Annotated in this window: 22 protein-coding genes and 2 riboswitches; of the genes, 14 read left to right on the top strand and 8 right to left on the bottom strand. The window is 45.5% G+C overall.

Annotated elements, in window-relative coordinates:
* Nucleotides 1–11 precede the first annotated feature (11 nt).
* The 4 genes from slmA to coaBC are packed head-to-tail and all read right to left on the bottom strand — an operon-like array spanning nt 12 to nt 4,223.
* The gene (gene slmA, locus MED92_RS17965; RefSeq protein WP_007022997.1) at nt 12–605 is read right to left on the bottom strand and encodes a nucleoid occlusion factor SlmA; all 594 of its coding nucleotides are present in this window, start codon (nt 603–605) and stop codon (nt 12–14) included.
* A 10-nt stretch (nt 606–615) separates the two neighbouring features.
* Nucleotides 616–1,515, bottom strand: a complete 900-nt coding sequence (argB, locus tag MED92_RS17960) for an acetylglutamate kinase (protein ID WP_007022998.1) — start codon at nt 1,513–1,515, stop codon at nt 616–618.
* A gap of 53 nt (nt 1,516–1,568) precedes the next feature.
* Entirely contained in the window at nt 1,569–2,957 is a 1,389-nt protein-coding gene (locus MED92_RS17955; protein WP_007022999.1) for a phosphomannomutase/phosphoglucomutase, read from the bottom strand.
* Nucleotides 2,958–3,014: 57 nt separating this feature from the next.
* A complete protein-coding gene (gene coaBC, locus MED92_RS17950; protein WP_007023001.1) occupies nt 3,015–4,223 on the bottom strand; it encodes a bifunctional phosphopantothenoylcysteine decarboxylase/phosphopantothenate--cysteine ligase CoaBC in 1,209 nt (402 codons plus the stop codon).
* A 166-nt stretch (nt 4,224–4,389) separates the two neighbouring features.
* On the opposite strand from coaBC, the gene radC reads away from it, so the two are divergent.
* The 3 genes from radC (at nt 4,390) to rpmG (ending at nt 5,701) form a co-directional block, all read left to right on the top strand.
* Entirely contained in the window at nt 4,390–5,064 is a 675-nt protein-coding gene (radC, locus tag MED92_RS17945; protein ID WP_007023002.1) for a RadC family protein, read from the top strand.
* Between the two features lie 221 nt (nt 5,065–5,285).
* Nucleotides 5,286–5,522, top strand: a complete 237-nt coding sequence (gene rpmB, locus MED92_RS17940; RefSeq protein WP_007023003.1) for a 50S ribosomal protein L28 — start codon at nt 5,286–5,288, stop codon at nt 5,520–5,522.
* Between the two features lie 11 nt (nt 5,523–5,533).
* Entirely contained in the window at nt 5,534–5,701 is a 168-nt protein-coding gene (gene rpmG, locus MED92_RS17935; RefSeq protein ID WP_007023004.1) for a 50S ribosomal protein L33, read from the top strand.
* An 85-nt stretch (nt 5,702–5,786) separates the two neighbouring features.
* On the opposite strand, the gene MED92_RS17930 is transcribed toward rpmG, so the two are convergent.
* On the bottom strand, nt 5,787–7,370 hold the full coding sequence (locus tag MED92_RS17930) for a cation:proton antiporter family protein (RefSeq protein ID WP_007023005.1): 1,584 nt from the start codon (nt 7,368–7,370) through the stop codon (nt 5,787–5,789).
* 145 nt (nt 7,371–7,515) lie between these two features.
* Between MED92_RS17930 and mutM the strand changes: the two genes are divergently transcribed.
* From mutM to MED92_RS17890, 8 genes are all read left to right on the top strand, one after another.
* Nucleotides 7,516–8,328: a bifunctional DNA-formamidopyrimidine glycosylase/DNA-(apurinic or apyrimidinic site) lyase gene (gene mutM / locus MED92_RS17925; protein WP_007023006.1), complete on the top strand. Its 813-nt coding sequence runs from the start codon at nt 7,516–7,518 to the stop codon at nt 8,326–8,328.
* Between the two features lie 9 nt (nt 8,329–8,337).
* Nucleotides 8,338–9,270, top strand: a complete 933-nt coding sequence (locus tag MED92_RS17920) for an alpha/beta hydrolase (RefSeq protein WP_007023007.1) — start codon at nt 8,338–8,340, stop codon at nt 9,268–9,270.
* A gap of 102 nt (nt 9,271–9,372) precedes the next feature.
* The gene (locus tag MED92_RS17915; protein WP_007023008.1) at nt 9,373–9,906 is read left to right on the top strand and encodes a phosphatase PAP2 family protein; all 534 of its coding nucleotides are present in this window, start codon (nt 9,373–9,375) and stop codon (nt 9,904–9,906) included.
* 3 nt (nt 9,907–9,909) lie between these two features.
* Nucleotides 9,910–10,953: an MJ1255/VC2487 family glycosyltransferase gene (locus tag MED92_RS17910; protein ID WP_007023009.1), complete on the top strand. Its 1,044-nt coding sequence runs from the start codon at nt 9,910–9,912 to the stop codon at nt 10,951–10,953.
* Nucleotides 10,954–11,771: 818 nt separating this feature from the next.
* A riboswitch (TPP riboswitch) is annotated at nt 11,772–11,868 on the top strand.
* Between the two features lie 49 nt (nt 11,869–11,917).
* Nucleotides 11,918–12,730, top strand: a complete 813-nt coding sequence (gene thiD / locus MED92_RS17905; protein WP_007023011.1) for a bifunctional hydroxymethylpyrimidine kinase/phosphomethylpyrimidine kinase — start codon at nt 11,918–11,920, stop codon at nt 12,728–12,730.
* A gap of 38 nt (nt 12,731–12,768) precedes the next feature.
* The gene (gene thiC, locus MED92_RS17900) at nt 12,769–14,664 is read left to right on the top strand and encodes a phosphomethylpyrimidine synthase ThiC (protein ID WP_007023012.1); all 1,896 of its coding nucleotides are present in this window, start codon (nt 12,769–12,771) and stop codon (nt 14,662–14,664) included.
* 52 nt (nt 14,665–14,716) lie between these two features.
* A complete protein-coding gene (locus tag MED92_RS17895) occupies nt 14,717–14,959 on the top strand; it encodes a hypothetical protein (protein WP_040663564.1) in 243 nt (80 codons plus the stop codon).
* Between the two features lie 211 nt (nt 14,960–15,170).
* Nucleotides 15,171–17,849: an EAL domain-containing protein gene (locus MED92_RS17890; protein WP_007023014.1), complete on the top strand. Its 2,679-nt coding sequence runs from the start codon at nt 15,171–15,173 to the stop codon at nt 17,847–17,849.
* 12 nt (nt 17,850–17,861) lie between these two features.
* Here the strand turns inward: MED92_RS17890 and MED92_RS17885 are convergent, their stop codons facing one another.
* Entirely contained in the window at nt 17,862–18,344 is a 483-nt protein-coding gene (locus MED92_RS17885; protein ID WP_007023015.1) for a MarR family winged helix-turn-helix transcriptional regulator, read from the bottom strand.
* Nucleotides 18,345–18,574: 230 nt separating this feature from the next.
* A riboswitch (cyclic di-GMP riboswitch) is annotated at nt 18,575–18,649 on the top strand.
* An 11-nt stretch (nt 18,650–18,660) separates the two neighbouring features.
* Nucleotides 18,661–18,924 carry a DUF5062 family protein gene (locus tag MED92_RS17880; RefSeq protein ID WP_007023016.1) on the bottom strand — a complete coding sequence of 88 codons (264 nt, stop codon included), beginning with the start codon at nt 18,922–18,924 and terminating at the stop codon, nt 18,661–18,663.
* A gap of 59 nt (nt 18,925–18,983) precedes the next feature.
* On the opposite strand from MED92_RS17880, the gene MED92_RS17875 reads away from it, so the two are divergent.
* Both MED92_RS17875 and MED92_RS17870 read left to right on the top strand, forming a co-directional pair.
* A complete protein-coding gene (locus MED92_RS17875) occupies nt 18,984–19,739 on the top strand; it encodes a CHAD domain-containing protein (protein ID WP_007023017.1) in 756 nt (251 codons plus the stop codon).
* Between the two features lie 85 nt (nt 19,740–19,824).
* Nucleotides 19,825–20,454 (top strand): MBL fold metallo-hydrolase, encoded by a 630-nt coding sequence (locus tag MED92_RS17870; protein ID WP_007023018.1) that lies wholly within the window; start codon nt 19,825–19,827, stop codon nt 20,452–20,454.
* Nucleotides 20,455–20,551: 97 nt separating this feature from the next.
* Here the strand turns inward: MED92_RS17870 and pfkA are convergent, their stop codons facing one another.
* Nucleotides 20,552–21,559 carry a 6-phosphofructokinase gene (gene pfkA, locus MED92_RS17865; protein ID WP_007023019.1) on the bottom strand — a complete coding sequence of 336 codons (1,008 nt, stop codon included), beginning with the start codon at nt 21,557–21,559 and terminating at the stop codon, nt 20,552–20,554.
* Between the two features lie 166 nt (nt 21,560–21,725).
* On the opposite strand from pfkA, the gene aceK reads away from it, so the two are divergent.
* Nucleotides 21,726–23,468 (top strand): bifunctional isocitrate dehydrogenase kinase/phosphatase, encoded by a 1,743-nt coding sequence (aceK, locus tag MED92_RS17860; protein ID WP_007023020.1) that lies wholly within the window; start codon nt 21,726–21,728, stop codon nt 23,466–23,468.
* Nucleotides 23,469–23,495: the final 27 nt, after the last annotated feature.

The following is a 23,495-nucleotide window of genomic DNA, read 5'->3' as shown; positions in this document are numbered from 1 at the left end:
CCGGGATGTTGCTAGTCGCGGAAAACGCCATTGGCGATTCTAGGCCATTGGTCGGTCCATTGCTCAGTGGGTTTCTTGCGAAACTCAGTACGAACGAATTGACGGATTCTGCCTTCGGCTGCGGCAAGCATTAGATTTGCGGAAGCGCCTGCTGTTGTTTCTGTCCGTAATCCCTCTTTCGCTTCGGCTTCACGGAGAATCTGTTTAAGCTGAGTTTCAAGGCGCTCAAAGAACTGATTGATACGTTGGCGTAGGCGATCAGTTTCGCCTGCTAGTGCATCCCCAGTTAGTATCCGTGCCATGCCAGGGTTACGCTCAACAAAGGCCAGAAGTAAAGTAAGTACTTGCTCGCATTGTTTGATGCCGTCAGATTCAACCTGAGTGATTGCGGTTACCCGGCTGAATATGGTTTCCTCAATAAACCCGATCAGCCCTTCAAACATGCGTGCTTTACTTGGGAAGTGACGGTAAAGCGCAGCTTCAGAAACACCGACCTGCTTTGCCAGGGCTGCAGTTGTTATACGTTGGCCCGGATTTACTTCAAGCATCTGCGCCAGGGCTTGCAAAATCTGCTCCCGGCGAGAAAGTTTTTCGTTTTCGCTCATGCAACTGTCCTTAAGCGCGATTGGTAATCAGAGTACCTACACCTTCATCGGTGAAGATTTCCAGTAGGCAGGAGTGTTCGACACGACCATCAATAATGTGGGCGCTTGTCACACCGCCTTTCACCGCGCTCAATGCACAATCGATTTTAGGGAGCATGCCACCATAGATGGTGCCATCTTCAATCAGATCGTCTACCTGTTTAGTCGTCAGGCCGGTTAGAATGTTGCCATCCTTATCCATCAGGCCTTCGATGTTTGTTAGCAGAATGAGTTTTTCTGCCTGGAGTACTTCAGCGACTTTACCGGCTACAAGGTCTGCGTTGATGTTATACGATGCACCATCTTCGCCAACACCGATCGGGGCAATAACTGGGATAATGTCGGAGTTAACCAGCATATCCAGTACTTTTACATTGACACTTGCGACCTCACCTACATGGCCGATATCGATGATTTCAGGTGCTTCCATCTCGGGTGTTTTGTGCTTAACACGTAGCTTTTTCGCGCGAAGCAGCTGGCCATCTTTACCGGTTAAACCAATTGCCTGACCGCCATTATTATTAATCAGACCTACAATTTGTTTATTGACCGCGCCACCAAGAACCATCTCTACCACGTCCATGGTTTTGGAGTCGGTTACACGCATGCCATTGATAAAGTGAGATTCGATTTTCAAATCGTTCAGTAGCTGACCAATCTGAGGGCCTCCGCCATGGACGACTATTGGGTTAATGCCGATCAGTTTCATCATCACAATATCGCGTGCAAAACTGTTTTGCAGCTTTTCATCGATCATGGCGTTACCGCCGTATTTGATGATAATGGTTTTACCAACAAAGCGCTGAATGTATGGCATTGCTTCACTCAATACATGCGCTGTTGTCATCGCTTCTTTACGTGTCAGAGGCATAGTCTTTCCTTAATCTTATTCTTACGGCAGCGCTGAGGCTGTCGTTTTAGGTATTACTCGTGAGGGATAACCAGGGTGTTATCAACCTCATGTAGCTTTTGCTCAAAATCATTACGAATACGTTCGAGTGCTTCGCTAGTTTCAGCTTCAAAGCGCAAAACCAATACAGGGGTAGTGTTCGAGGCGCGAACTAAGCCCCAGCCGTCTGGGTAATCAACACGAACACCGTCGATATGGTTGGCTTCGCCACCTGCAAATGTTTTGGCCTGAAGGGCTTCAACGATATCGAATTTGTTTTCGTCAGTAACAGTAATGTTTAACTCTGGTGTGCTGACGTCTTCAGGGTATTTAGCAAAGATCTCGTCTGAGGTTTGCTCCGTATTGGAAAGAATCTCCAATAAGCGAGCTGCGCTGTAGAGTGCATCATCAAAGCCGTACCAGCGTTCTTTGAAGAAAATGTGTCCGCTCATTTCGCCGCCTAGCAGTGCGCCGCTTTCTTTGATCTTCTGTTTGATTAAAGAGTGCCCTGTACGCCACATGGTTGCCTTGCCCCCAGCTTCGCGAATGACATTAGCCAGTAAGCGAGAGCATTTAACATCAAAGATAATTTCAGCTCCTGGGTTGCGGGACAGAATGTCTTCAGAGAAAAGCATCATTACCCGGTCAGGGTAGATAAGGTGGCCAGAGTTTGTGATAACGCCTACACGGTCGCCATCGCCATCAAAGGCCAGGCCCAAATCTGCGTCGGTCTCTTTCACCTTCGCGATCGCATCGATGAGGTTTTTCGGTTTGCCCGGGTCAGGGTGGTGATTTGGGAATGTGCCATCTACATCACAGTACAGCGGGATGATTTCACAGCCCAGTTGCTCGATTAACTTAGGTGCAAGCTCGCCGGGGATGCCGTTGCCACAGTCAACAACCACTTTTAGAGGTTTAGCAAGCTTTACATCTTCAAGGATGCGATTCAGGTATTGAGCTTTAATGTCCAGATCATTTTGTTGCCCAGTGCCATCGGAATAGTTCTGGGTAAGGATCCGTTCTTTCAGTGCCTGAATATCATCGCCAGACAGTGTGTGGCCTGCGATCATCATTTTGAAGCCATTGTAATCAGAAGGATTGTGGCTGCCGGTAATCATTACCCCGGTGCACTGTTCATTCTGGTGGGCAGAGAAATATAAAGTTGGTGTGGGTACATAACCCACATCAGTAACATCACAGCCTCCATCTGTCAGGCCTTCGCTGAAAATCTGCTTAAGCTTAGGGCTGGATAAACGACCGTCGGCGGCAACGTTAACCTGATTGACCCCTTGTGAGCGTGCTTCAGCTGCAAAAGCTCTTCCTAAGTGGTAAACCGTATCGTCTGTCAGGGCAGTGTCTACAATGCCGCGAACATCGTAAGCGCGGAAGATGGTGTGGTCCAGAGTGTTCAGTGGGTAACGCATGTTAATCCTTTAAAACAGCAAAAATTTGATATCGTTTTCTCAGACAATGGCGTATGGCTAGCGGGCCGTGCTTTTGTACTGAGCGGAAATTCTTTCAATCAAGCGATTTGCAAGCTGACGTTTTGATGCCTGGGGTAAGCTCTCGGTAGAGGAGGCAGAGATCAACGTTACTGCATTTTCATCGCTGTTAAAGCCGATGTCGCTCCGTGAAACATCATTGGCAATGATAAGATCAAGGTTTTTACGCTCAAGTTTGCTTCGGGCGTATTCAAGAACATCTTTTGTTTCAGCCGCAAAGCCTACCGTAAAGGGTTTAGGTGAACTGTTTGCTACAGTAGCGACAATATCAGGGTTTTTAACCAGGTGGAGTTCCATTATCTCCTCGGAACCTTTTTTTATTTTATGCTCGGCTATCGCGGTTGGGCGATAATCGGCAACGGCTGCTGCCGCGATAAAAATATCGCAAAGTCCAAGATCTAGCATAGATGCTTCAAGCATCTCTTCTGCGCTTTCTACTGATACACGTTCAACCCGTTCTGGAACGGGGATGTTAACAGGTCCACTTATCAGTTTAACCTTTGCCCCAGCTTCAACTGCGGCTTCAGCCAAGGCGTAGCCCATCTTTCCTGAGCTGTGGTTAGAGATATAACGGACAGGATCCATCGCTTCACGGGTAGGGCCTGCTGTAATAAACACCGTTTTGCCAGTCAGTGAGCCGCTTTGGAACTGCTCGGCAGTCAGGTTAGCGATCTCTTCAGGCTCAAGCATGCGCCCAGGGCCAGTATCACCACAAGCTTGCTCTCCAATACCAGGGCCAAACAGCTTAACGTCACGTTCTGTTATGGTTTTCACATTTGCCTGTGTGCCATCATCACGCCACATGGCTTGATTCATTGCTGGCGCCAGGCAGATTGGCGCATCAGTTGCCAGACATAGTGTGGTTAACAGATCATCGCCCTGTCCTGACGCGAGGCGGGAGATAAAATTTGCGCTTGCAGGTGCGACGAGAACCAGGTCGGCCCATTTTGCGAGCTCAATATGACCCATACCCGCTTCGGCCTCAGCATCCAGTAGATGAAGATGTACTGGGTTTCCAGATAATGCCTGAAGGGTTAAAGGGGTGATGAATTCAGTCGCTGAGGGGGTCATCACTACTCGGACATCGGCGCCTGCGCCTTTAAGGATGCGGGTGAGCTCTGCACTTTTATAAGCGGCAATGCCACCGGTAATGCCAAGAATGATCTGTTTGTTTGTAAGTCTTTGCATACTGGCTGGATACGGCCTTGTTTGTGGTTGCTTACCTGACAGATGAAATACGCCGGTAAATTATGGATCGCTACCATACCATTTTCCGGAAAAGTTGCGTAGATTGGAGTGGTAATTTCTTAAAGATCATCAAGGAAGATGATCTCAATTTGCTAAAGGAATAGTTATGCCTATCACTGAATGGCCAGCGGCCGAGCGTCCAAGGGAAAAGTTGCTCCTACAAGGGGCCGCTACTTTGTCGGATGCGGAGCTTTTGGCTATCTTTTTAAGAACCGGGGTCAAAGGGAAAAGTGCTGTTGATCTTGCCCGGGATCTGCTGCTTGAGTTTGGTTCGCTTAGTGCACTACTACAAAGTGATCAGAAATGCTTTTGTTCAGCCAATGGGTTGGGGGTGGCTAAGTATGCACAGCTTCAGGCCGTGTTGGAAATGGGGCGAAGATATTTAACTTCTGTTTTGGAAAAAGGCAGCGCGCTAGAGAGCCCCCAGCAGGTTAAAGCACTGCTAGCCTCACAGTTGCGTCATTATAATCGTGAGGTGTTTGCTTGCCTTTTTCTCGATAACAAACATCGGGTTATTCAGTATGAAAACCTTTTTTGGGGGACTATTAATGCCGCAGCGGTCTATCCCCGTGAAATCGTTTCGCGAGCTTTGCATCATAACGCTGGGGCGGTGGTACTTGCCCATAATCACCCCTCGGGTGTAGCAGAACCAAGTGACGCGGATGAACAGATTACCTTGAAGCTACAGAAAGCTTTAGCGCTGGTGGATGTCAGGGTAATTGACCACATGGTGGTGGGCGATGGAGAGGTTTTCTCTTTTGCTGAGCAGGGGGTACTTTAATCGGTTTTTATATAAGGGAAAGCGCTGGTTATTTGTAAAACTGTTATGTATAATGCGCGACCTTCTATCCACACTCCGGTACGGGTTCTTGTCTAGTTACGGGACGCTCCGCCTGAGAAACGGTTGGAAATCTGATGAGTGCAGAGCCAATTCCTTTATACCGTTTCAATAAATAAAGAAAGGATAGATTCGTAACCTGTAATTTTATAAGGCTTTAAAAAATGTCTAAAGTTTGTATGGTAACTGGTAAGCGTCCAGTTACAGGGAACAATGTATCCCACTCACAGCGTAAAACTCGCCGTCGTTTTCTGCCAAACCTGCACTGGCACCGTTTCTGGGTAGAGAGCGAAAATAAATTCGTTCGCCTGCGTGTATCTGCTAAAGGCATGCGCATCATCGATAAAAAAGGCATCGACGCAGTTCTGACTGAAGTTCGTGCTAACGGCAACAAAGTTTAAGGAGCTGAATCATGGCTAAAGGCGCACGCGAAAAGATTAAACTGGTTTCTTCTGCTGGTACTGGTCATTTCTACACGACTGACAAGAACAAGCGTAATACACCAGAAAAAATGGTATTCAAGAAATACGATCCTGTTGTTCGTAAGCACGTTGAATACAAAGAATCTAAGATCAAATAAGATCTAGCTTCTACAAAAAAAAACCGGCATTTAGCCGGTTTTTTTGTGCCTGCTGAACAGCGGGCCAATGACCCGCTTTAATCCCTTATGAACTCGCTTCTTTCTTATAATCGATGAGCTGCAAACTTTCTTCTGCAAAGCCGAAACCTGCTTCAGTGTAAAAGTTAAATACCTTATCGATACCGCCCTCCACGAGAAGATCATGTTCATCTGGGAAGCGTGCGATGGCTGCAATCTCACCCTGATAATTGGCGCTGTGTAGCTGTTCAGCAATATTGAGCATGTCATCAATCGCTGGTAAGGCAAGAAGAATCAGCTTGATGTTATGGGTATCCATGTTGCTCCATAGATCGGCGTCTTCACCATCACCATAAAAAACATGTAGCCCTTTGGACTGGAATTTTTTGATGCGATTTCGGTCTGCATCCATGCCCCAGACTTTATCTCCTACCATTGAGTGAAGGGCTTTAAAGGCGCCTTTACCTACACGGCCTAAGCCTATTACCAGAATTTCTGAATCCTTGGGTTGGATGAAAATATCGCTCGCCAGAGGTTTCAGGCTTTCATAGCTTTTGATCTTCTCTTTATGGCGGAGATAGAAGCTGTGAGCCGAACGATAAATAATACTGGTGAGAATAAATGATATCGAAACAGACAGTGCCAAGATGACAAGCCACTGCTCGCTTAGCCAGCCGCTATCGACGCAAAGGTAGGCAACAATTAACCCAAATTCACTAAAGTTACTTAAGGCAAGCGCACTTAGATATGAGGTACGTCCTCTAAGATGTAGACGGGTGAATATGCCAAAGAACATCAGATATTTAAGTGGAATGAGAATGGCCAATATGGTGGCCATGCCCAGCATTGACCAATCTGGCAATGCAGTGAAACCTATAGATAAGAAAAAGCCGATCAGGAACAGATCTTTGAAACTCAGAAGCGATTTGGTTAGCTCGCTTGCTTTAGGGTGTGTACTCAACAGCATGCCGAATACCAAAGCCCCTAGATCGCCTTTTACGCCTACAAGGTTAAATAGCTCGTAGCCGCCTAATGCCAGAAAGAAGCCGGCTAATGGTAATAGCTCCCCGTGGCCGGCTCGCATCAGCATATGATTAAGCAGGGGTTTTATTAGGAATATACCCAGTAGACCTATCGCCCATATGGAGGGGATTTTTCCAGTGGCAGCAACCAGGAAAAGTACAGCGACAATATCCTGCATGACCAAAACGCCGATGGCTAATTGCCCATGCCGGGTTTTCATTTCGCCGCTTTCTTCAAGCAGCTTTACGATGCAGACTGTGCTGCTGAAGCTAAGGGCGAAAGCGATAAGAGCGGCTGATTTTAGGTCCAGATCCGTAAAGTAAGGCACAGCTAAGGTTGCCAGCAGCAGGAAAAGAGAGCCTGTTATCAGAATCCATATACCCATATGAGATAGGGTGCTGGCCCATACTTCTGTTTTTAAAAGATCTTTTACATTGAGCTTCAGGCCGATAGTGAAGAGCATCAGGGTAATACCAAGATCGGCAAGCGTATCCAGGCTGGAAACGGGTTCTATCCCTATAAAGTGAAGAAAGAAGCCGGCGAATAGGTACCCGATCAGCGGTGGCATCTCAACCAGGCGCATCAGGTAGCCGCAAACAAAGGCGAATAGAATCCAGATGAAATCCATAAGTTAGTCGTTTTCCAAAAAAATGTGCTGAGAATGTAACATAGCTAGCTTTAAGCTGGCATGAGCATAACCACTTAATTTTTCTATTTTATGTTAGTCTTAAACTCCTTAGGCGATTTTTTTGAAGCGATAGGCCCACGTTGTAATGCCTGAATTACCAGAAGTAGAAACCACGTGCCGTGGTATTAGCCCGCATACTGTAAAAAAAACGGTTACGGAATTAGTGATTCGAAATCCTAATCTTCGCTGGCCTGTCCCAGACTTTCTGGAGAGTAGGGTTCAGGGAAAGCAAATTAATTCAGTGGGCCGCAGAGGTAAATATATTCTCCTTCAAATGGATGAAGGGGATGTCATGATTCATTTGGGGATGTCTGGTAGTTTGCGAATGGTTCGGTCAGATACCCCGCCGCTTAAACATGATCATGTTGATTTCTGCCTGAGTGACGGAAATGCGCTGCGTCTGACTGATCCCCGTCGTTTTGGATCCGTGTTGTGGCAGCCTAAAGGCGAGCATCATGAGCTTTTATATAAACTAGGCCCTGAACCTCTGAGTGAAGGGTTTAATGCTGAATATCTTAAGTCATGCTGTGATGGACGTAAGGTCGCTATTAAGCAGTTGATCATGGATAGTCAGGTAGTTGTCGGTGTTGGGAATATTTACGCTACAGAAGCTTTGTTTGCGGCGGCTATAGACCCGCGCAGAGCCGCGGGAAATATCTCTAGAGCAAGGTTAGAAAATCTGGTGGTAGAGATTAAAAAGGTGTTGTCTGCCGCGATTGAACAAGGAGGGACGACTTTAAAGGACTTTGTTGGTGGCGATGGAAAGCCAGGGTACTTTAAACAAGAACTCAGTGTTTACGGTAGAAAAGGCGAGCCTTGTGTTAAGTGTATGGCGCCGCTAACAGAAGTGCGCTTGGGGCAGCGTGCGACCGTATTCTGTAAACACTGCCAGCGTTGAAGAGAAATTATGTCTGTACAGATCCGTCCACCTATTTTGTCTCAAGAGAACTGCTCATTCCGCTTAAAATTGAGAGAGAAGCTTGCGCTTGAAAAGTTTCTCAAGCACCGGACTGCTTTCACTGTCGGAAATAAGGCCGTGCATTGTGAACTCTACGAATACGCGACCGATGCGCCAACTATCCTTTTTATTCCAGGGATTGGTACTTATTGTGAGTTATATTCGGAATTGCTTTGGAAGCTATCAAGAAAGGGGTACAACGTTGTTGGTATAGATCCTCTTGGGCATGGCTATTCTTCAGGGGCGCGTGGGCACTACACTGTTGTGGAGATGTGCGAAGCAATTGGTGATGTGTTGACGGTATTGCAGCAGCGTTTCTCAGGACCCTTTGGTGTTTATGGATACTCTATTGGTGCTTTGTTGGCGATGGCGGCGGCTGAAAAGGATGACCGTCTTTGTGCAGTCTTATGTGGCACTTTGCTTGTACCGGATGTGGCGCCGGATCTTTCTTATCGATTAGGCTGGAACTGGACCTGGGCTTCTGCTCTTTTTATGCCGGATATTAAAGTTCCTCTTAAGTCATTTGTCGATTTTGAGCAGCTTTTAAAAGGGCATCCTGCCGGTACGGAGATTAACCAAGATCCATTGATTGTTTTTGATTACCCCTTAAAAACCCTTTCTAGCTTGTTTAATTATCGTTGTGAGATCGTAAATCATGAATATGATTTTGCTGCGGCGATTATTCACGGAGAGAACGATGAAGTGCTCCCTCTAAGTTATTCTCAGCGGGTTATGCAGTATTGCGCTCAGCCGATGGAATTGTTGGTTATGGAGCAACAAGGTCATATGACGCCTTTTCTTAAGCCAGACCTGATTGTGGAAATGGCAGCGCAGTGGTTCGAGAATAAGTTTTCCCGTGAAATGATGGATGCTCTCCTTTAAAGACTGACCAGGTGTTTTAACAGAACTGTCAATCAGCATTCACTGTTATGTAACCTGAATATCCGATGCTTGCGTAAGACCACTACCTGGAGGCTTACCAAGATGAGTGCCATTAAAATCTTAACGACTTTTGATCTGTTTGCATTTAACTGGTGCTTGGGACTTCCTCGTGCTCCGCAGATGGCAAAAATAAGCAGGCAGGTTTCGCGCCTAGGTGATGGCGGGCTGTATTTCCTGCTTGGGTTAATACTTGCGCTTTACGAGCCGGTTTATGGCATGACCTTTCTACTGACTGGGTTGTTTGCCTATGTTCTAGAGTTACCTTTGTATCTCGTCCTTAAGAATACAATTAAACGTGATCGTCCTTGTGATGCGCTGCCTTTCGAAGCTTATATCGTTCCTTCTGATAAATTTAGCTTCCCTTCAGGCCATGCCGCTGCTGCGTTTGTATTTGCTACATTGATTGCTCATTTTTATCCTGCGTTCACCGAAATTTCTTATTTTGTTGCGATGCTGGTGGGTATCTCTCGTATTTTATTGGGCGTTCATTATCCGAGTGATATTTTGGCCGGCGCTGCCCTTGGTACCAGTAGCGCTCTGATTGCTTTGGCTTTGGCTCCAGCGCTAGGGGTATAAGTCATGAAAGTGTTATATGGCGTGCAGGCAACAGGTAATGGTCATATTACGCGTGCTCGTGTCATGGCGCCTGCGCTAAGAGCGGCGGGAATCGATGTGGATTTTGTCTTCAGTGGTCGCGAGCCTGAAAAACTTTTCAATATGGAGCCTTTTGGTGATTATCGCTGTTATCAGGGGATGACGCTTCATATGGAAGGTAGTCAGGTAAACAAATGGAAAACCTTAACAGGTAATAATCCGGTAAGACTGCTGCGGGATATCTTTAAACTGGATCTAAGTGAGTATGATCTGGTGATTACTGATTTTGAGCCAGTGACCGCCTGGGCTGCAAAAGTAAAAGGGGTCCCCAGTGTCGGTATTGCTCATCAGTACGCTTTTCTGCATCGCCTTCCTGATAGTAAAACGGGTTTTTTTCTTAAAAACCAGATCCGGCTATTTGCCCCAGCGAAATTAGCTGTGGGTCTTCATTGGGATCATTTTGAACAGCCTATTTGTCCTCCGCTTATTCAGCCTCCCTTGTATTCTCCATCAACAGTCGAGCGTAAAATCGTTGTTTATCTTCCGCACGATGCTCCTGAAGAGCTAGCGCAAACTCTGGGTGCTTATAGCGATTTCGAATTCCATATCTATGCAGCGGTTGATGAGCCACATGTACAAAATAATATTTTTATTAAACCTTTTTCCAGGGAAGGGTTTCATAAGGATTTGGCTAGCTGTGCAGGCGTGATTTGTAACTCGGGTTTTGGCTTGTTAAGCGAGGCTGTCCAGTATGGGAAGAAAGTGCTTACATTACCGCAAAAGGGCCAGGTAGAGCAGGAGTCAAATGCAGAAGTGCTTGAAAGTCTGGGGCTTGGCGTTGTTATCTATGATCTGGCATCGGATAAAGTAGCGACCTGGTTGGAACTGCCTTCCCCGCTGCCGAAACGCTATCCGGATTTAGCGGCAATGCTGGCTGCCTGGATTGCTGATGGATGTAAGGAGTCTGTGAGCGATCTTGCTGATACCGTTTGGCAAAGTGAAGAATTCGTAAACACTCAAACCGCATAGTTGATTATTAGTTGAGCCCGAAGTTTAAGGCGCTGATTGCTTGAATTGGGGGTGGTTAGCAGGTGCTTTAAGAGGTTGAGGGAGTGCGTCATCCTTGATGCACTCCCATCGCTGGCTTCCATAATCCTTGCGGGCTTGTCCTAGGGCTTCAATGCCATCCTTTCCGCTTATCGAGGCCATCCATGATATTCATTCCATGAACAGGAGATCCACGCCTTAAATTATCGGTCTTTCTACAGGGATTGATATAAGAAAAATTCCTATTTTTACAGAAAATAAGAATTATTAGCATTGTTGAGTGGTGAGTAGGTACAAAAAAGGCCCCTCATCCGTGAGGGGCCTTTTTCATTGGCATCCTTGTTCCTTGCGGTCTTTGTCCCAGGGCATCTTGCCATCCATTTCCGCTACCGAGCCTTCCTTTGAATTCATTCCGTGAACAGGAGATCCATATGAACCATTATGGGTATTTTTTCGTAGAAAAATATAAGAAAAATTCCTAATTTTCTGTGAATGGGTGAATTAGTAGTGGCGCAATCAGAAACAAAAAAGGCCCCTCATCCGTGAGGGGCCTTCTTCATTGGCATCCATAATCCTTGCGGTCTTTGTCCTAGGGCATCTTGCCATCCGTTTCCGCTACCGAGCCTTCCTTCGTATTCTTTCCATGAACAGGAGATCCATGAAATTAATTATGGCTATTTTTTCTTAAAAAAATATAAGAAAAATTCCTAATTTTGCCTCTCTTCTAGTTTTTTATAGGTATTTTTAGATAGCGGTGATCAATTCTGGACGAACCGCTGTTGAGAAATTAAACTACTAGCTCATCTTGGTCGGGGTGCCTCGATTAGTGAGGCTGAGAGTATACCCGTTGAACCTGATCCGGTTTGTTCCGGCGTAGGAAATCGAGATCATCGAATGACATATCATACAAAAGAGGTTCTGTTCACTCCGCGATCAGGAGGACAGAATGACTGATAGCTACAAGCAGATCGCTAATGCTTTGACCATCGCGGGATCAGATTCCGGTGGTGGTGCAGGTATTCAAGCTGACCTAAAAACATTTTCTGCATTAGGCGTATATGGCGCCTCAGTTATTACGGCTTTGACTGCTCAAAATACTCATGCGGTTACAGGCGTTTTTCCGGTTACTCCCGAGTTTGTTCTCCAGCAGTTGGAGACTGTTTTTGATGATATACACATTGATGCAGTTAAGACTGGCATGCTAGGCGGCCCGGAAATGGTAAGAACTGTTGCTGAGTTCGTCAGGCCCAGGCAGTTAGCACTTGTCGTTGATCCGGTCATGATTTCCAAAAGTGGTAATGCGCTTCTTAGCCCGGATGCTATCTCTGTGCTGGTGGATGAATTGTTACCCCTTGCTTCGCTGATTACACCAAACCTTCCTGAAGCAGCGGCTATTTTGGGTTGTGATGAACCGCAAACTCTAACTGAGATGAAGGCTATTGCTGAGCAGTTGCTGAAACTAGGCCCACAGCAAGTGTTACTGAAAGGTGGCCACCTGATAGGGGAGGAGTCTCCGGATATATTTTATGATGGCAGCGACTTTATAATTTTCGAAGCAAATAGAATTGATACAAAAAATACCCATGGAACGGGGTGTACGTTGGCTTCGGCCATTACTGCATTTTTAGCTAAGGGTGAAAGCGCGCAAAACGCGGTAGCTAAATCTAAGCAATATATCTCTGCTGCTATTAAGCATGCGGATAATTTGAATGTGGGCTCCGGTCATGGACCGGTTAACCATTTTCATGCGCTCTGGTGAAAATTGAGTGTGTGGGCGAATACATAACTATAGGTTGAATGATGGTAGATAATACAGAGCAGAATAATCAGATGCTGAGCCAGACGGCAACGGTAGATAAAGATTCAGTACAGCCGTTTCCAAAGTCTAGAAAGGTCTATGTTGAAGGGTCTCGCCCTGACATTCAGGTACCAATGCGTGAAATCACTCTGGATGATACTCCGACGGGGTTTGGCGGTGAGAAAAATGATCCTCTGTATGTTTACGATACATCAGGTTTATATACGGACCCTGAAGCAGATATTGATGTGCGGAAAGGTCTGCCTGGACTTCGTGAAAACTGGATTCTGGAACGTGAAGATACAGAACAACTGGATGGACTGACGTCTGAGTATGGTCGTGTTCGTGAAGCCGATCTTCGCCTTGATCATCTGCGCTTTGATCTGCAGCGCAAGCCTCGCCGTGCGAAAGCGGGTCAAAATGTTACCCAGCTTCACTATGCTCGTCAGGGTATTATTACCCCGGAGATGGAGTATATCGCCATTCGCGAGAACATGAAGCTGGCGAAAGCTAAAGCTGAAGGTAATGTCGTTGCCCAGCAACATCCGGGTCATAGTTTTGGTGCTCAGCTTCCAGAAGAGATAACACCAGAATTTGTTCGTAAAGAAGTTGCCGAAGGCCGTGCCATCATTCCTGCTAACATTAACCACCCTGAGCTTGAGCCGATGATTATCGGTCGTAATTTCCTGGTTAAGATTAACGGAAATATTGGTAACTCTGCGGTGACGTCTTCTATTGAAGAAGAAGTTGAAAAAATGACCTGGGGTACCCGTTGGGGTGCAGATACCATCATGGATCTTTCAACAGGTAAAAACATCCATGAAACACGTGAATGGATTCTGCGTAATTCTCCAGTTCCAATTGGTACGGTACCTATCTATCAGGCTCTGGAAAAGGTTAATGGTGTTGCTGAGGATCTTAACTGGGAAGTCTTCCGTGATACGTTGATTGAACAGGCAGAGCAGGGGGTGGATTACTTCACTATCCATGCTGGTGTGTTGCTGCGCTATGTGCCAATGACTGCTAAACGTATGACTGGCATTGTTTCGCGTGGTGGTTCGATTATGGCCAAGTGGTGCCTTGCTCATCATAAAGAAAACTTCCTTTACACGCATTTCAGAGATATCTGTGAAATCTGCCGTGATTACGATGTATCTTTCTCTTTGGGAGATGGTCTGCGTCCTGGTTCGGTATATGATGCTAATGATGAGGCTCAGTTTGCTGAACTGGAAACGCTGGGTGAGCTGACTAAAGTTGCCTGGGAATATGATGTACAGGTGATGATCGAAGGTCCGGGTCATGTTCCAATGCATATGATCAAGGAAAATATGGACAAGCAGTTGAAGGAGTGCCACGAGGCACCTTTCTATACGCTGGGCCCTTTGACTACGGATATTGCACCTGGCTATGACCACATTACGTCGGGTATTGGTGCTGCTATGATTGGTTGGTATGGCTGCGCGATGCTTTGTTACGTAACCCCGAAAGAGCATTTGGGATTACCAAATAAGGATGATGTGAAAGAAGGTATCATCACTTATAAAATTGCAGCGCATGCAGCTGATCTGGCCAAAGGGCACCCAGGAGCGCAGATTCGCGATAACGCGATGTCTAAAGCGCGTTTTGAGTTCCGTTGGGAAGACCAGTTTAACATCGGTCTTGATCCTGATACCGCTCGGGCATACCACGATGAAACCCTGCCTAAGGAATCGGCAAAAGTTGCGCATTTCTGCTCTATGTGCGGACCTAAATTCTGTTCGATGAAAATCTCCCAGGAAGTACGTGAGCTGGATGAGGCTGAAGTGGCTGCGATCAATGCTCAGGCTGAACAGGGAATGCAGGAAAAGTCGGCTGAGTTTAAAGAAACCGGTGCCGAGATTTACCATAAGGTTTAATGTTTAAGTTACAAAAAGCCGCCTAGTGCGGCTTTTTTTATTGGGCAAAGTTATGAGTGAAGAACTTCTTAAGTACCTGGTTGTTGGGCTGTTGATTATTTTTGCGTTTACCCCGGTAACGCTGAATGCGATAAAGCGTCGCAAAGAGAACCCGCCTCCGATGGCTGCAAATGATCGAAAGCTTTACCGTTTGTGGCGTTCTGATCCTGAGGCTTATCAAAGGCAGTATGGTGAGATGGATAAGAAATATTTAGAGGCGCAAAGCCAAAAGGGGCAGGATGGAGAGCCGGATTGAAAGAAGCTGGTGCACGGTGATTGTGCATCTCTTCTCCTCTTATTGATGTAGATCAAGAAAAACCGCTGTGCTTGTCCTATTGGTCTATAGAGAAAAGGTGTTTATCTGTTTAGCATTTGATCTGTAACTTTTTGTACAGATCGAATGTCATGAATCTATTGCGCTCAATTCAACAATTTTCCAGACCGTACCGTCGGTGTGTGTGCTGAATATGAGTGGTGATATCCTCCTTCCCCTGGTAAATAATGTTGCTTTGCTGTTAGCAATGGGGGTTCTTTTTGATGCATTTGCCTTTAATGAAGCTAAGCCATCACTTCCTAAGCGCATCACCAGTGGTTTGATTCTTGGTTGTATCGCAATAGCAATCATGTCTATGCCTCTATCCATTACCAGCGGCGTAATTATTGATACCCGTTCTATACTGCTTTCAGTTTCCGGATTATTTTTTGGGGTGATCCCAACCGTTATTGCGGCTTCCATGGCTGCTGTTTTTAGAATAATGGAAGGGGGGCAAGGGACCATTGCTGGCCTGTTGATTATTATGACTTCTGCAGGTATTGGTATCTATTGCTATCAATGGAAACAGCGTCTGGGTCACGAAGTGATCAAAGGCTATCAGCTCTATCTTATGGGGTTAACCGTCCATGTCTCTATGATGGTGTGTTTGCTCGTGTTGCCCTATTCGACGCTAGGGCTGCTGCTTAGTGAGATTACGCTACCGATAATCGTTATTTTCCCTTTGGCTACTGTGCTGCTTGGTGGGTTGCTATCTCAACAGATCTCCAGAAAAAAAGCGGAAGCGGCACTTCGGGAAAGTGAGCGGACGAGTAACCATGCTCGACACCGGCTGGAGGCGACATTCTCGGCAATACCAGATTTGCTGTTTGAAATGGATATAGAGGGACGCTACCTCGCTTGCCATGCTTCCGATCCTGACGATCTTGTGGCAAAGCCAGAAGAATTAATTGGTAAATCAGTATTTGACTTTATACCGTTGGATGAAGCACAGATCATTGTCGAAGCTATCAGGGAAGCGGACTTAAAGGGTATATCAAAAGGCCGACAGGTGACCCTTCAGGTTGGCAGGGGCTTACGTGAGTTTGAGCTATCGGTCTCCAGAAAACATGATGACGAGTCGAGTGAGCACCATTTCATTGTTTTGTCGCGTGATATCACCGAACGGAAACGGCATGAAAGGGAGTTGCATATTGCTGCTACGGCTTTTGATTCTCAGGAGGGCATGTTAATAACCGATGCTGAGCATAGAATTCTTCGCGTGAATAATGCTTTTACTCGTGTCACAGGTTATGAAGCGGAAGAGGCGATTGGTAATACTCCAGCGTTCCTTCAATCAGGAAAGCATTCTGAAGATTTTTATCAAACGATGATGGAATCCCTGTCTAAGAATAACTACTGGCAGGGAGAGGTTTGGAACCAAAGAAAATCGGGCGAGATATACCCTCAGCATTTAACCATCACTGCCGTGCAAACGAGTGCGGGCGAGATTACTAACTATGTAGGTGCGTTCACTGACATTACTCAGCGTAAGCAGGATGAGGCAGATATTCATCAGTTGGCTTTCTATGATTCATTAACCGGTCTGCCAAACCGACGTTCTTTACAAGAGCGCCTAGATAGCGCATTAAGCTCTTGTCGGCATACCCGGCAGTTGGGCGCTGTCTTTTTTATCGATCTGGATAATTTTAAGAACCTAAATGATACCGCGGGGCATGATCAGGGGGATAAGCTGCTGGTAGAAGTAGCGAACCGTTTAAATAGCTGCGTTCGAAATGCGGATATGGTTGCACGCCTCGGTGGAGATGAGTTTATTGTTATCCTGGAAAACCTGGGTGTGGATGAAAGTAATGTCTTAGCGCAAGTTAAAGATATTGTGGCTAAAGTGATTCTTACCATCCAGGCACCACTGACGATAGGCACGCAGGCATATCATCCTACCTGTAGTATTGGTATCGCTTTGTTTAGTGAGAAAGACTTCTCGGATGAGGTGATGAAACGCTCTGATATGGCGATGTATCAAGCGAAGTCGTCAGGAAAGAACACTTATCGTTTCTTTGATCCGGTTGCCGAAGAAGCGCTATGCAGTCTGGCGCGGATGGATGCGGATCTTCGATTTGCATTATCCAATCAGCAGCTTGAACTTCACTACCAACCACAATATCGCTGTCAAACGCTTATTGGTGCTGAAGCTTTGTTACGTTGGAAACACCCTGATAGAGGAATGGTCTCTCCTGCAGAGTTTATTCCTCTGGCTGAAGATACAGGGTTAATTCTGCCTATAGGCGAGTGGGTCATTCGTCAGGCTTGTAAGCAATTGCAGCAATGGCAGGAGCGTCCTGAAACCGCTGAACTATTTATCGCAGTCAATGTCAGTGCGAGGCAGTTCTGCCAGGATAACTTTGTGGAGTCAGTCAGGCAGCTGTTAAATACTTATGGTGTTAGCGCTGAGAAGCTAAAGCTGGAATTAACTGAATCTTTGGTGCTGATGGATGTTGAAGACACCATTCAGAAAATGCAGGCTCTTCGTAGTTATGGGATAAGATTCGCTTTGGATGACTTTGGAACCGGTTATTCGTCGTTATCTCATCTTAAGCGTTTGCCTTTAGATCAGATTAAGATAGATCGTTCTTTTATTCGGGATGTGCCTGAGGATCAGGATGATTCTGAGATAGTGCAGGCTATCATCGCTATGGGGCAGAATCTAGGACTTAATGTGCTGGCCGAAGGCGTGGAAACTGATGAGCAGTTAGCTTTCCTAACAGAACTGGATTGCCTGGATATTCAAGGCTTCTTACTAGGCCGGCCATCTTCGATTGATAAGTTTGAAACAACCTATATCCCTGCAAATATGAGCAGGCTGGGGATGGCGTAAAAAGGGATGAGGTTAGTAGAAACTAATCTGTTGATCCCAGAATGATTCTAACTCTCTAAGTTGGCTTCGAAGTTGAGAAAACTCTTCATTCTGGAGTAACTGTTTTGCGCCAATCTCTTCTAAATGTTGGTCGAATAGTTCGGATACCAAATTATGAATGGCCATTCCTTTTTGGCTAAGGCTAATCCGAACTGAGCGTAAGTCATGCTCTGATCGTTCTTGCTTTATATACCCATTGCTAACCATTTTTTTCAAATTGTATGATACATTGGAGCCGAGATAGTAGCCTCGTGTTCTCAGCTCGCCAGCTGTCATCTCTCTATCACCAATATTATGAAGAAGCAGTGCCTGAACACTGTTGATGTCAGCGTAACCCAACGCTTCCAGACGAAACTTGATAATGTCGAGAATGCGTCGATGAAGTCGCTCAATTAAGCGCAGGCATTCAAGAAAATCAGTGCGGTTTTCAGGGTGACTGTCTTGAGATGAACTCATCAGTACTTAAGCCTTTAATATCATTTGGTTAACTTAAATAGTAAGCCTGATTCAGCTTGAATAGCAAAATAAATTCTTCATTAAGACATGAAAAGCTGCTTCTAATTCCAAAAGCGTATTTAGTAATAATGAATAATGCTGCTATATTACACTCAGGCTTAATCGAGTATGAATCTGGGGTTTGTGTTCCCCAGCCAAAAAGTTAGGCCGTTTCCAGCGAATAGATCCTCTCTCGATAATGGCAAACCAGAAGCGATTCTGGGGCGCAAAGTCACAGGTCCCTTGTGGATGGCTGGGCTACCGAAAGAGAGATTTTCTATTTACCTTTCAAAGGGTGTCCATCCGGAAGTTGTCTTTCTATCCATAGCGCTAATTTATGCCGCATGTTGAGTTCGTTTTCCTGGTCCTTGGCTAACGCTTGAATTAATCCATCTTTGACCAATAAACGGTATACCGCAGTAATTTTGTTTGATGCGCTATCAGTCGCTTCAAATTTCCCTGCTCCCCGCTTTTCAAAATAGATTGCTCCAATTTTCAGGGCTTCTTTGACCAACTCTGCTTCATGCTTATGCTTTTTCATAATTTCGTCCTGAATGGCTATGCTTATCTAGAACATACTTTTACAACTCTGAATTGAAAATGAAGGGAAAACAAGTCCAAAAGCGAGATGATTCAGCACAGGCTGATCTTCTGAAGCTTGAGAAACAGTTGCATAGTTCGGGAGGTGTGCCGGAGGAAAAGCTTATTCATAAACTCCGGGTGATGACTAAGCGTGTCCGTGCTGAGTCTGTGTTTATTGAGGATGAGCAGCTAGCTCGGCGCTGTAGAAAGAAAGCGCGTAAGCTGGCGCACTATCTGGCAAGTGCCAGAGAAAATCAGGTGCTAATAAATACAATTGATGTGCTGTTTTCTGACGATATGCCTTTAGGTATCCAACTGTTTAGGGAGAGGTTGATTGTCAGTGGCAGTGAGCCATCGATAAAAAAAGCAGTCACCCTGAAACTGTTCAGTGATTTGAAATCTCAGGTTGAAGGCTCTGAGCAAAGACATCCCTCTTCAATCGATAAAAATGTGTTTCTCAATCAAAGCTGGTTAGATGTGGAGAAGGGCGCGCGATCACTCTCTAAACAGAATATTGAAAGCTATCATCACTGGCGTAAATTGATGAAAAGGCATCTGTTTTATCTTAAGTACTTATCGGAATCCGATCGGGAGAAAATTGCTAAGGTTAAGGCTTTGGCAGAGCTTCTTGGTGATCTTCATGACCTTCATGAATTGCTGGTGGTGCTACCTCAAAATGCTCGTAAGTCAAAAGATGTTGTTAAAACAGTCAGTAGCTACGAGGAGAGGCTGCATAACGAGATTCAGCAGTGTTGGTCTGGTCTTAATGTCTAAGGGGTAAATCTGTAAATCACCTTATGAGATAGAAATGACGCTGATATAATGGCTCTCTTTGAGAATTAGAGTAGCTGACCATCCTATGAAATATCGCATCATTCCGGTAACTCCGTTCCAGCAAAACTGTTCTTTGATCTGGTGTGAAAAAACCAACAAGGCTGCTGTAGTCGATCCTGGTGGCGACTTGGATAAAGTGCTTGCCGCTGTGGCAGAGGAGGGAGTAGAGCTGGAAAAGATACTCCTGACCCATGCTCATATTGATCATGCAGGAGGCACTGCTGAATTATCTTCGGGTCACTCCCTGCCGATTGAAGGGCCACATAAGGGGGATCAATTCTGGATCGACGGGATTGAGCAGCAGTGTGCGATGTTTAATTTTCCACCTTGTGAAGGCTTTACACCAGATCGTTGGCTCGAAGATGGTGATGAGGTTTTGGTTGGAGAAATATCTCTCAAAGTAATCCATAGCCCCGGGCATACCCCAGGCCATGTGGTGTTCTTCAACCCAGAAGACCAGGTGGCATTGGTGGGAGACGTGCTGTTCAATGGGTCGATTGGCAGAACTGATTTTCCCCAAGGCAATCATCAGGAGCTAATCAGCTCTATAAAAAATAAGCTATTTCCCCTCGGAGAGGATGTTGAATTTATTCCAGGTCATGGCCCGGGTTCAACGTTTGGGCAAGAGATGCAGAGTAATCCATTCGTACGCTGAGCGAATGGATTAGGTGTTTAGCGGTCGTTACTAAATTGAAAAAAGCGCAGGCTTCATTCGTTGAAGATTGCGCTGTTCGTCTCAGCCTTTGTCAGATCTATTTATGAAGTAAGAGCGCGCGCTGGAATAGTGCTTCATCTAACTCTTTGCTTTTCTCAATAACCTGAGCCAGAGGTGTATCAACTATTTTGCCTCGGCGAACACCAATCATAATGTCATTGTAACCTGCGCATAGGTAATCCACTGCAGAGGCGCCAAGGCAGGATGCCAGTATTCTATCGTGCCCGGATGGTATGCCGCCTCTTTGAATATGGCCGAGAATGCAAACCTTAGGCTGCTGGCCATGGTTTTTCAGTTGTTTGGCCAGATCGTAGGTGAGACCCGGCTTTGGTCCTTCAGCAACAACGATGATGCCGCTGGAGCCCTTTCCTTGTTCGCGATTACTAGCGAGTTGGGATGAAATCGCATCGACTTTAACTTCATACTCAGGAATGACAATCATCTCGGCACCACAGGCGATCCCGACGTGGGTGGCGATGAATCCAGAGTTACGCCCCATCACCTCGACTAAAAACAAGCTCTCATGAGATAGGGCTGTGTCTCTAATCTTATCGATAGCTTCAAGGGCGGTGTTTACGGCTGTATCAAAACCGATGGTGTCATCCGTTCCATAAATGTCGTTATCAATAGTGCCTGGAAGGCCAATGACTCTAATGTCATTTTCAAGAGTCAAATAATGAGCACCTGTGAGCGAGCCATCTCCACCAATCACAACCAGAGTATCGATCCCCTTTTCTTTAAGAACTTCCGCTGCTTGATGTCTGACAGCTGGATCTTTAAAAGCTTCGCAACGATCGCTTTTGAGAATAGTGCCACCGCGTTGAACAATATTGGTTACTGAAGCTGAATTCATCTCTTCAAGATCACCAATGATTAAACCGCTATAGCCTTTATTGATTCCAAAAACTTTTATTCCTCGATGTAACGCAGCGCGAACAACCCCGCGGATTGCCGGATTCATTCCAGGTGAATCCCCTCCGCTAGTGAGTACCGCGATAGCGCTGGGAATATGATGTTCATCTGTGAAACCAGGGATTTCGTACATTTTTGCCTCTCAAGAATCACGTCATCGTTATTACTAAGTGTAGACATGAAGTGAATTGAAATATTACAACAGAATATTGGTCATATGCTGATGTCTGTACATGACAGTTGGATTTCATGGAATCATAATGTTTGCAATGATAACTGGATTGTAACGAGAGCTTTTGATGAGACGCCAAACCTATCAGCGAATTGCAGCCCAAGTGATGGTTTTTTTCGCAGAATATCGCTTAAGCTTTCAAGAAATCACTGATTGCGCACAGAGTTATTTTGAGTCGGCAAATTGGCGTGAAATTCAAACGCTGTCTTCGGAAAGAATTGATCTCTATGAAGAGATGGTGGAAGAAGCGGCTGCTGCGCTAGAACAACAACTAGGTGATAGCATTTATCAACCTCTGTTGTGGCATCAGGCAAAATCTTATTATAGCAAGCTGATAAAGCAGCGAACTGATCCGGAATTAGCAGAGACCTTTTATAACTCTGTCTACTGTAGGCTCTTTCAGCATCATCTTATAGATAGCGAAAACATGTTCATTGAATCTACCCGAACTGGCAAAGAGATCAGTTCAGGCGATTCGATCTATAGCACTTATTCAACTGATGATTCGGGGCTAGTCCAGTTGCTAGGGAGAATGCTGGATGAAGTGCCTTTAAATCTAGCTTGGGAACACAAGCGTCGCGATATTCGCAACCTGATTGTCTTCATGCGGGATAATGCTGCTCTTGATGTATTGGGGCAGCTTGAATCTATCGATCTGGTTAACAGGGTGTTCTTTAGAAATAAAGCGGCCTATCTGGTTGGTAGACTAAAATTGGAAAAGGGAAGTCAGCCTTTTGTTCTACCCGTTCTAAATAATGATGATGGCGGATTGTATATAGATACTGCGCTGACTCATGAAGATGATGTCTCCATTGTGTTTAGCTTTACGCGTTCATATTTTCTCGTTGAAGTGGATGTTCCGTCAGAATTTGTAAGCTTTTTGCATTCACTGATCCCTGAAAAATCTAGAGCGGAACTATACAGTTCAATCGGTTTTTACAAGCAGGGAAAAGCTGAGTTCTATCGTTCCTTGCAGGGGCACCTCAAAGCGACAGATGACCAATTTGTTATTGCTCCGGGCATAAGGGGAATGGTGATGTCTGTATTTACGCTCCCCTCGTACCCGGTTGTATTCAAAATTATTAAAGATCGCTTTTCATCTTCCAAAAATGTAACAAGGGAAGTGGTGAAGCAAAAATATCAGTTAGTTAAAAAGCATGACCGGGTTGGCCGTATGGCTGATACCCAGGAATTTACAAACTTCTCTTTTCCTCGGGAGCGGTTCTCTGATCATCTTTTGGAAGAACTGAAGGAGGTAGCGGGTTCTTCTATCTATATTTCAGGTAACGAGGTAGTTATCAGGCACTTGTGGACTGAGCGGTATATGACGCCATTGAATATGTATATAGATAGTCTTGTGATGGAAGAGGATCTGGAAGGCTTGCGGCATGTCATTGATGAGTATGGCAAAGCAATAAAGCAGTTGGCAGCTGCAAACATCTTTGCGGGTGATATGTTATTCAAAAATTTTGGGGTTACACGGCATGGGCGAGTCGTATTTTATGACTACGATGAAATATTGTATCTGACCGATTGTAATTTCAGAGAGGTGCCGAAGCCTATATACCCAGAGCAAGAGCTGGCGAGTGAACCATGGTATTCCGTAGCAGAGAATGATGTTTTTCCAGAAGAGTTTGCGATGTTGACTGCTTGTCATCAAAAAATAAGGGCGATCTTTAATGAGCTCCATGGAGATTTGCTAAGTGTGCCGTTCTGGAAGCAGGCTCAGGATAATGTTCGTTCTGGAGTTATTGTTGATGTATTTCCCTATAGAGGAGAGCAACGGTTCAATCAATTGAAACTCTCATAGATATATTGAGTAGAGAAAAATACAAAC

Origin of the sequence: Neptuniibacter caesariensis, from assembly GCF_000153345.1 — a bacterium.
Classification (GTDB): domain Bacteria; phylum Pseudomonadota; class Gammaproteobacteria; order Pseudomonadales; family Balneatricaceae; genus Neptuniibacter; species Neptuniibacter caesariensis.
Note: the sequence above shows the minus strand (reverse complement) of the source record. Positions and strands in the feature narration are given on the sequence as shown.

Coding starts and splice junctions, on each gene's coding strand:
- slmA (WP_007022997.1), bottom strand. CDS start 605: ATGAGCGAAAACGAAAAACTTTCTCGCCGGGAGCAGATTTTGCAAGCC.
- argB (WP_007022998.1), bottom strand. CDS start 1,515: ATGCCTCTGACACGTAAAGAAGCGATGACAACAGCGCATGTATTGAGT.
- MED92_RS17955 (WP_007022999.1), bottom strand. CDS start 2,957: ATGCGTTACCCACTGAACACTCTGGACCACACCATCTTCCGCGCTTAC.
- coaBC (WP_007023001.1), bottom strand. CDS start 4,223: ATGCAAAGACTTACAAACAAACAGATCATTCTTGGCATTACCGGTGGC.
- radC (WP_007023002.1), top strand. CDS start 4,390: ATGCCTATCACTGAATGGCCAGCGGCCGAGCGTCCAAGGGAAAAGTTG.
- rpmB (WP_007023003.1), top strand. CDS start 5,286: ATGTCTAAAGTTTGTATGGTAACTGGTAAGCGTCCAGTTACAGGGAAC.
- rpmG (WP_007023004.1), top strand. CDS start 5,534: ATGGCTAAAGGCGCACGCGAAAAGATTAAACTGGTTTCTTCTGCTGGT.
- MED92_RS17930 (WP_007023005.1), bottom strand. CDS start 7,370: ATGGATTTCATCTGGATTCTATTCGCCTTTGTTTGCGGCTACCTGATG.
- mutM (WP_007023006.1), top strand. CDS start 7,516: ATGCCTGAATTACCAGAAGTAGAAACCACGTGCCGTGGTATTAGCCCG.
- MED92_RS17920 (WP_007023007.1), top strand. CDS start 8,338: ATGTCTGTACAGATCCGTCCACCTATTTTGTCTCAAGAGAACTGCTCA.
- MED92_RS17915 (WP_007023008.1), top strand. CDS start 9,373: ATGAGTGCCATTAAAATCTTAACGACTTTTGATCTGTTTGCATTTAAC.
- MED92_RS17910 (WP_007023009.1), top strand. CDS start 9,910: ATGAAAGTGTTATATGGCGTGCAGGCAACAGGTAATGGTCATATTACG.
- thiD (WP_007023011.1), top strand. CDS start 11,918: ATGACTGATAGCTACAAGCAGATCGCTAATGCTTTGACCATCGCGGGA.
- thiC (WP_007023012.1), top strand. CDS start 12,769: ATGATGGTAGATAATACAGAGCAGAATAATCAGATGCTGAGCCAGACG.
- MED92_RS17895 (WP_040663564.1), top strand. CDS start 14,717: ATGAGTGAAGAACTTCTTAAGTACCTGGTTGTTGGGCTGTTGATTATT.
- MED92_RS17890 (WP_007023014.1), top strand. CDS start 15,171: ATGAGTGGTGATATCCTCCTTCCCCTGGTAAATAATGTTGCTTTGCTG.
- MED92_RS17885 (WP_007023015.1), bottom strand. CDS start 18,344: ATGAGTTCATCTCAAGACAGTCACCCTGAAAACCGCACTGATTTTCTT.
- MED92_RS17880 (WP_007023016.1), bottom strand. CDS start 18,924: ATGAAAAAGCATAAGCATGAAGCAGAGTTGGTCAAAGAAGCCCTGAAA.
- MED92_RS17875 (WP_007023017.1), top strand. CDS start 18,984: ATGAAGGGAAAACAAGTCCAAAAGCGAGATGATTCAGCACAGGCTGAT.
- MED92_RS17870 (WP_007023018.1), top strand. CDS start 19,825: ATGAAATATCGCATCATTCCGGTAACTCCGTTCCAGCAAAACTGTTCT.
- pfkA (WP_007023019.1), bottom strand. CDS start 21,559: ATGTACGAAATCCCTGGTTTCACAGATGAACATCATATTCCCAGCGCT.
- aceK (WP_007023020.1), top strand. CDS start 21,726: ATGAGACGCCAAACCTATCAGCGAATTGCAGCCCAAGTGATGGTTTTT.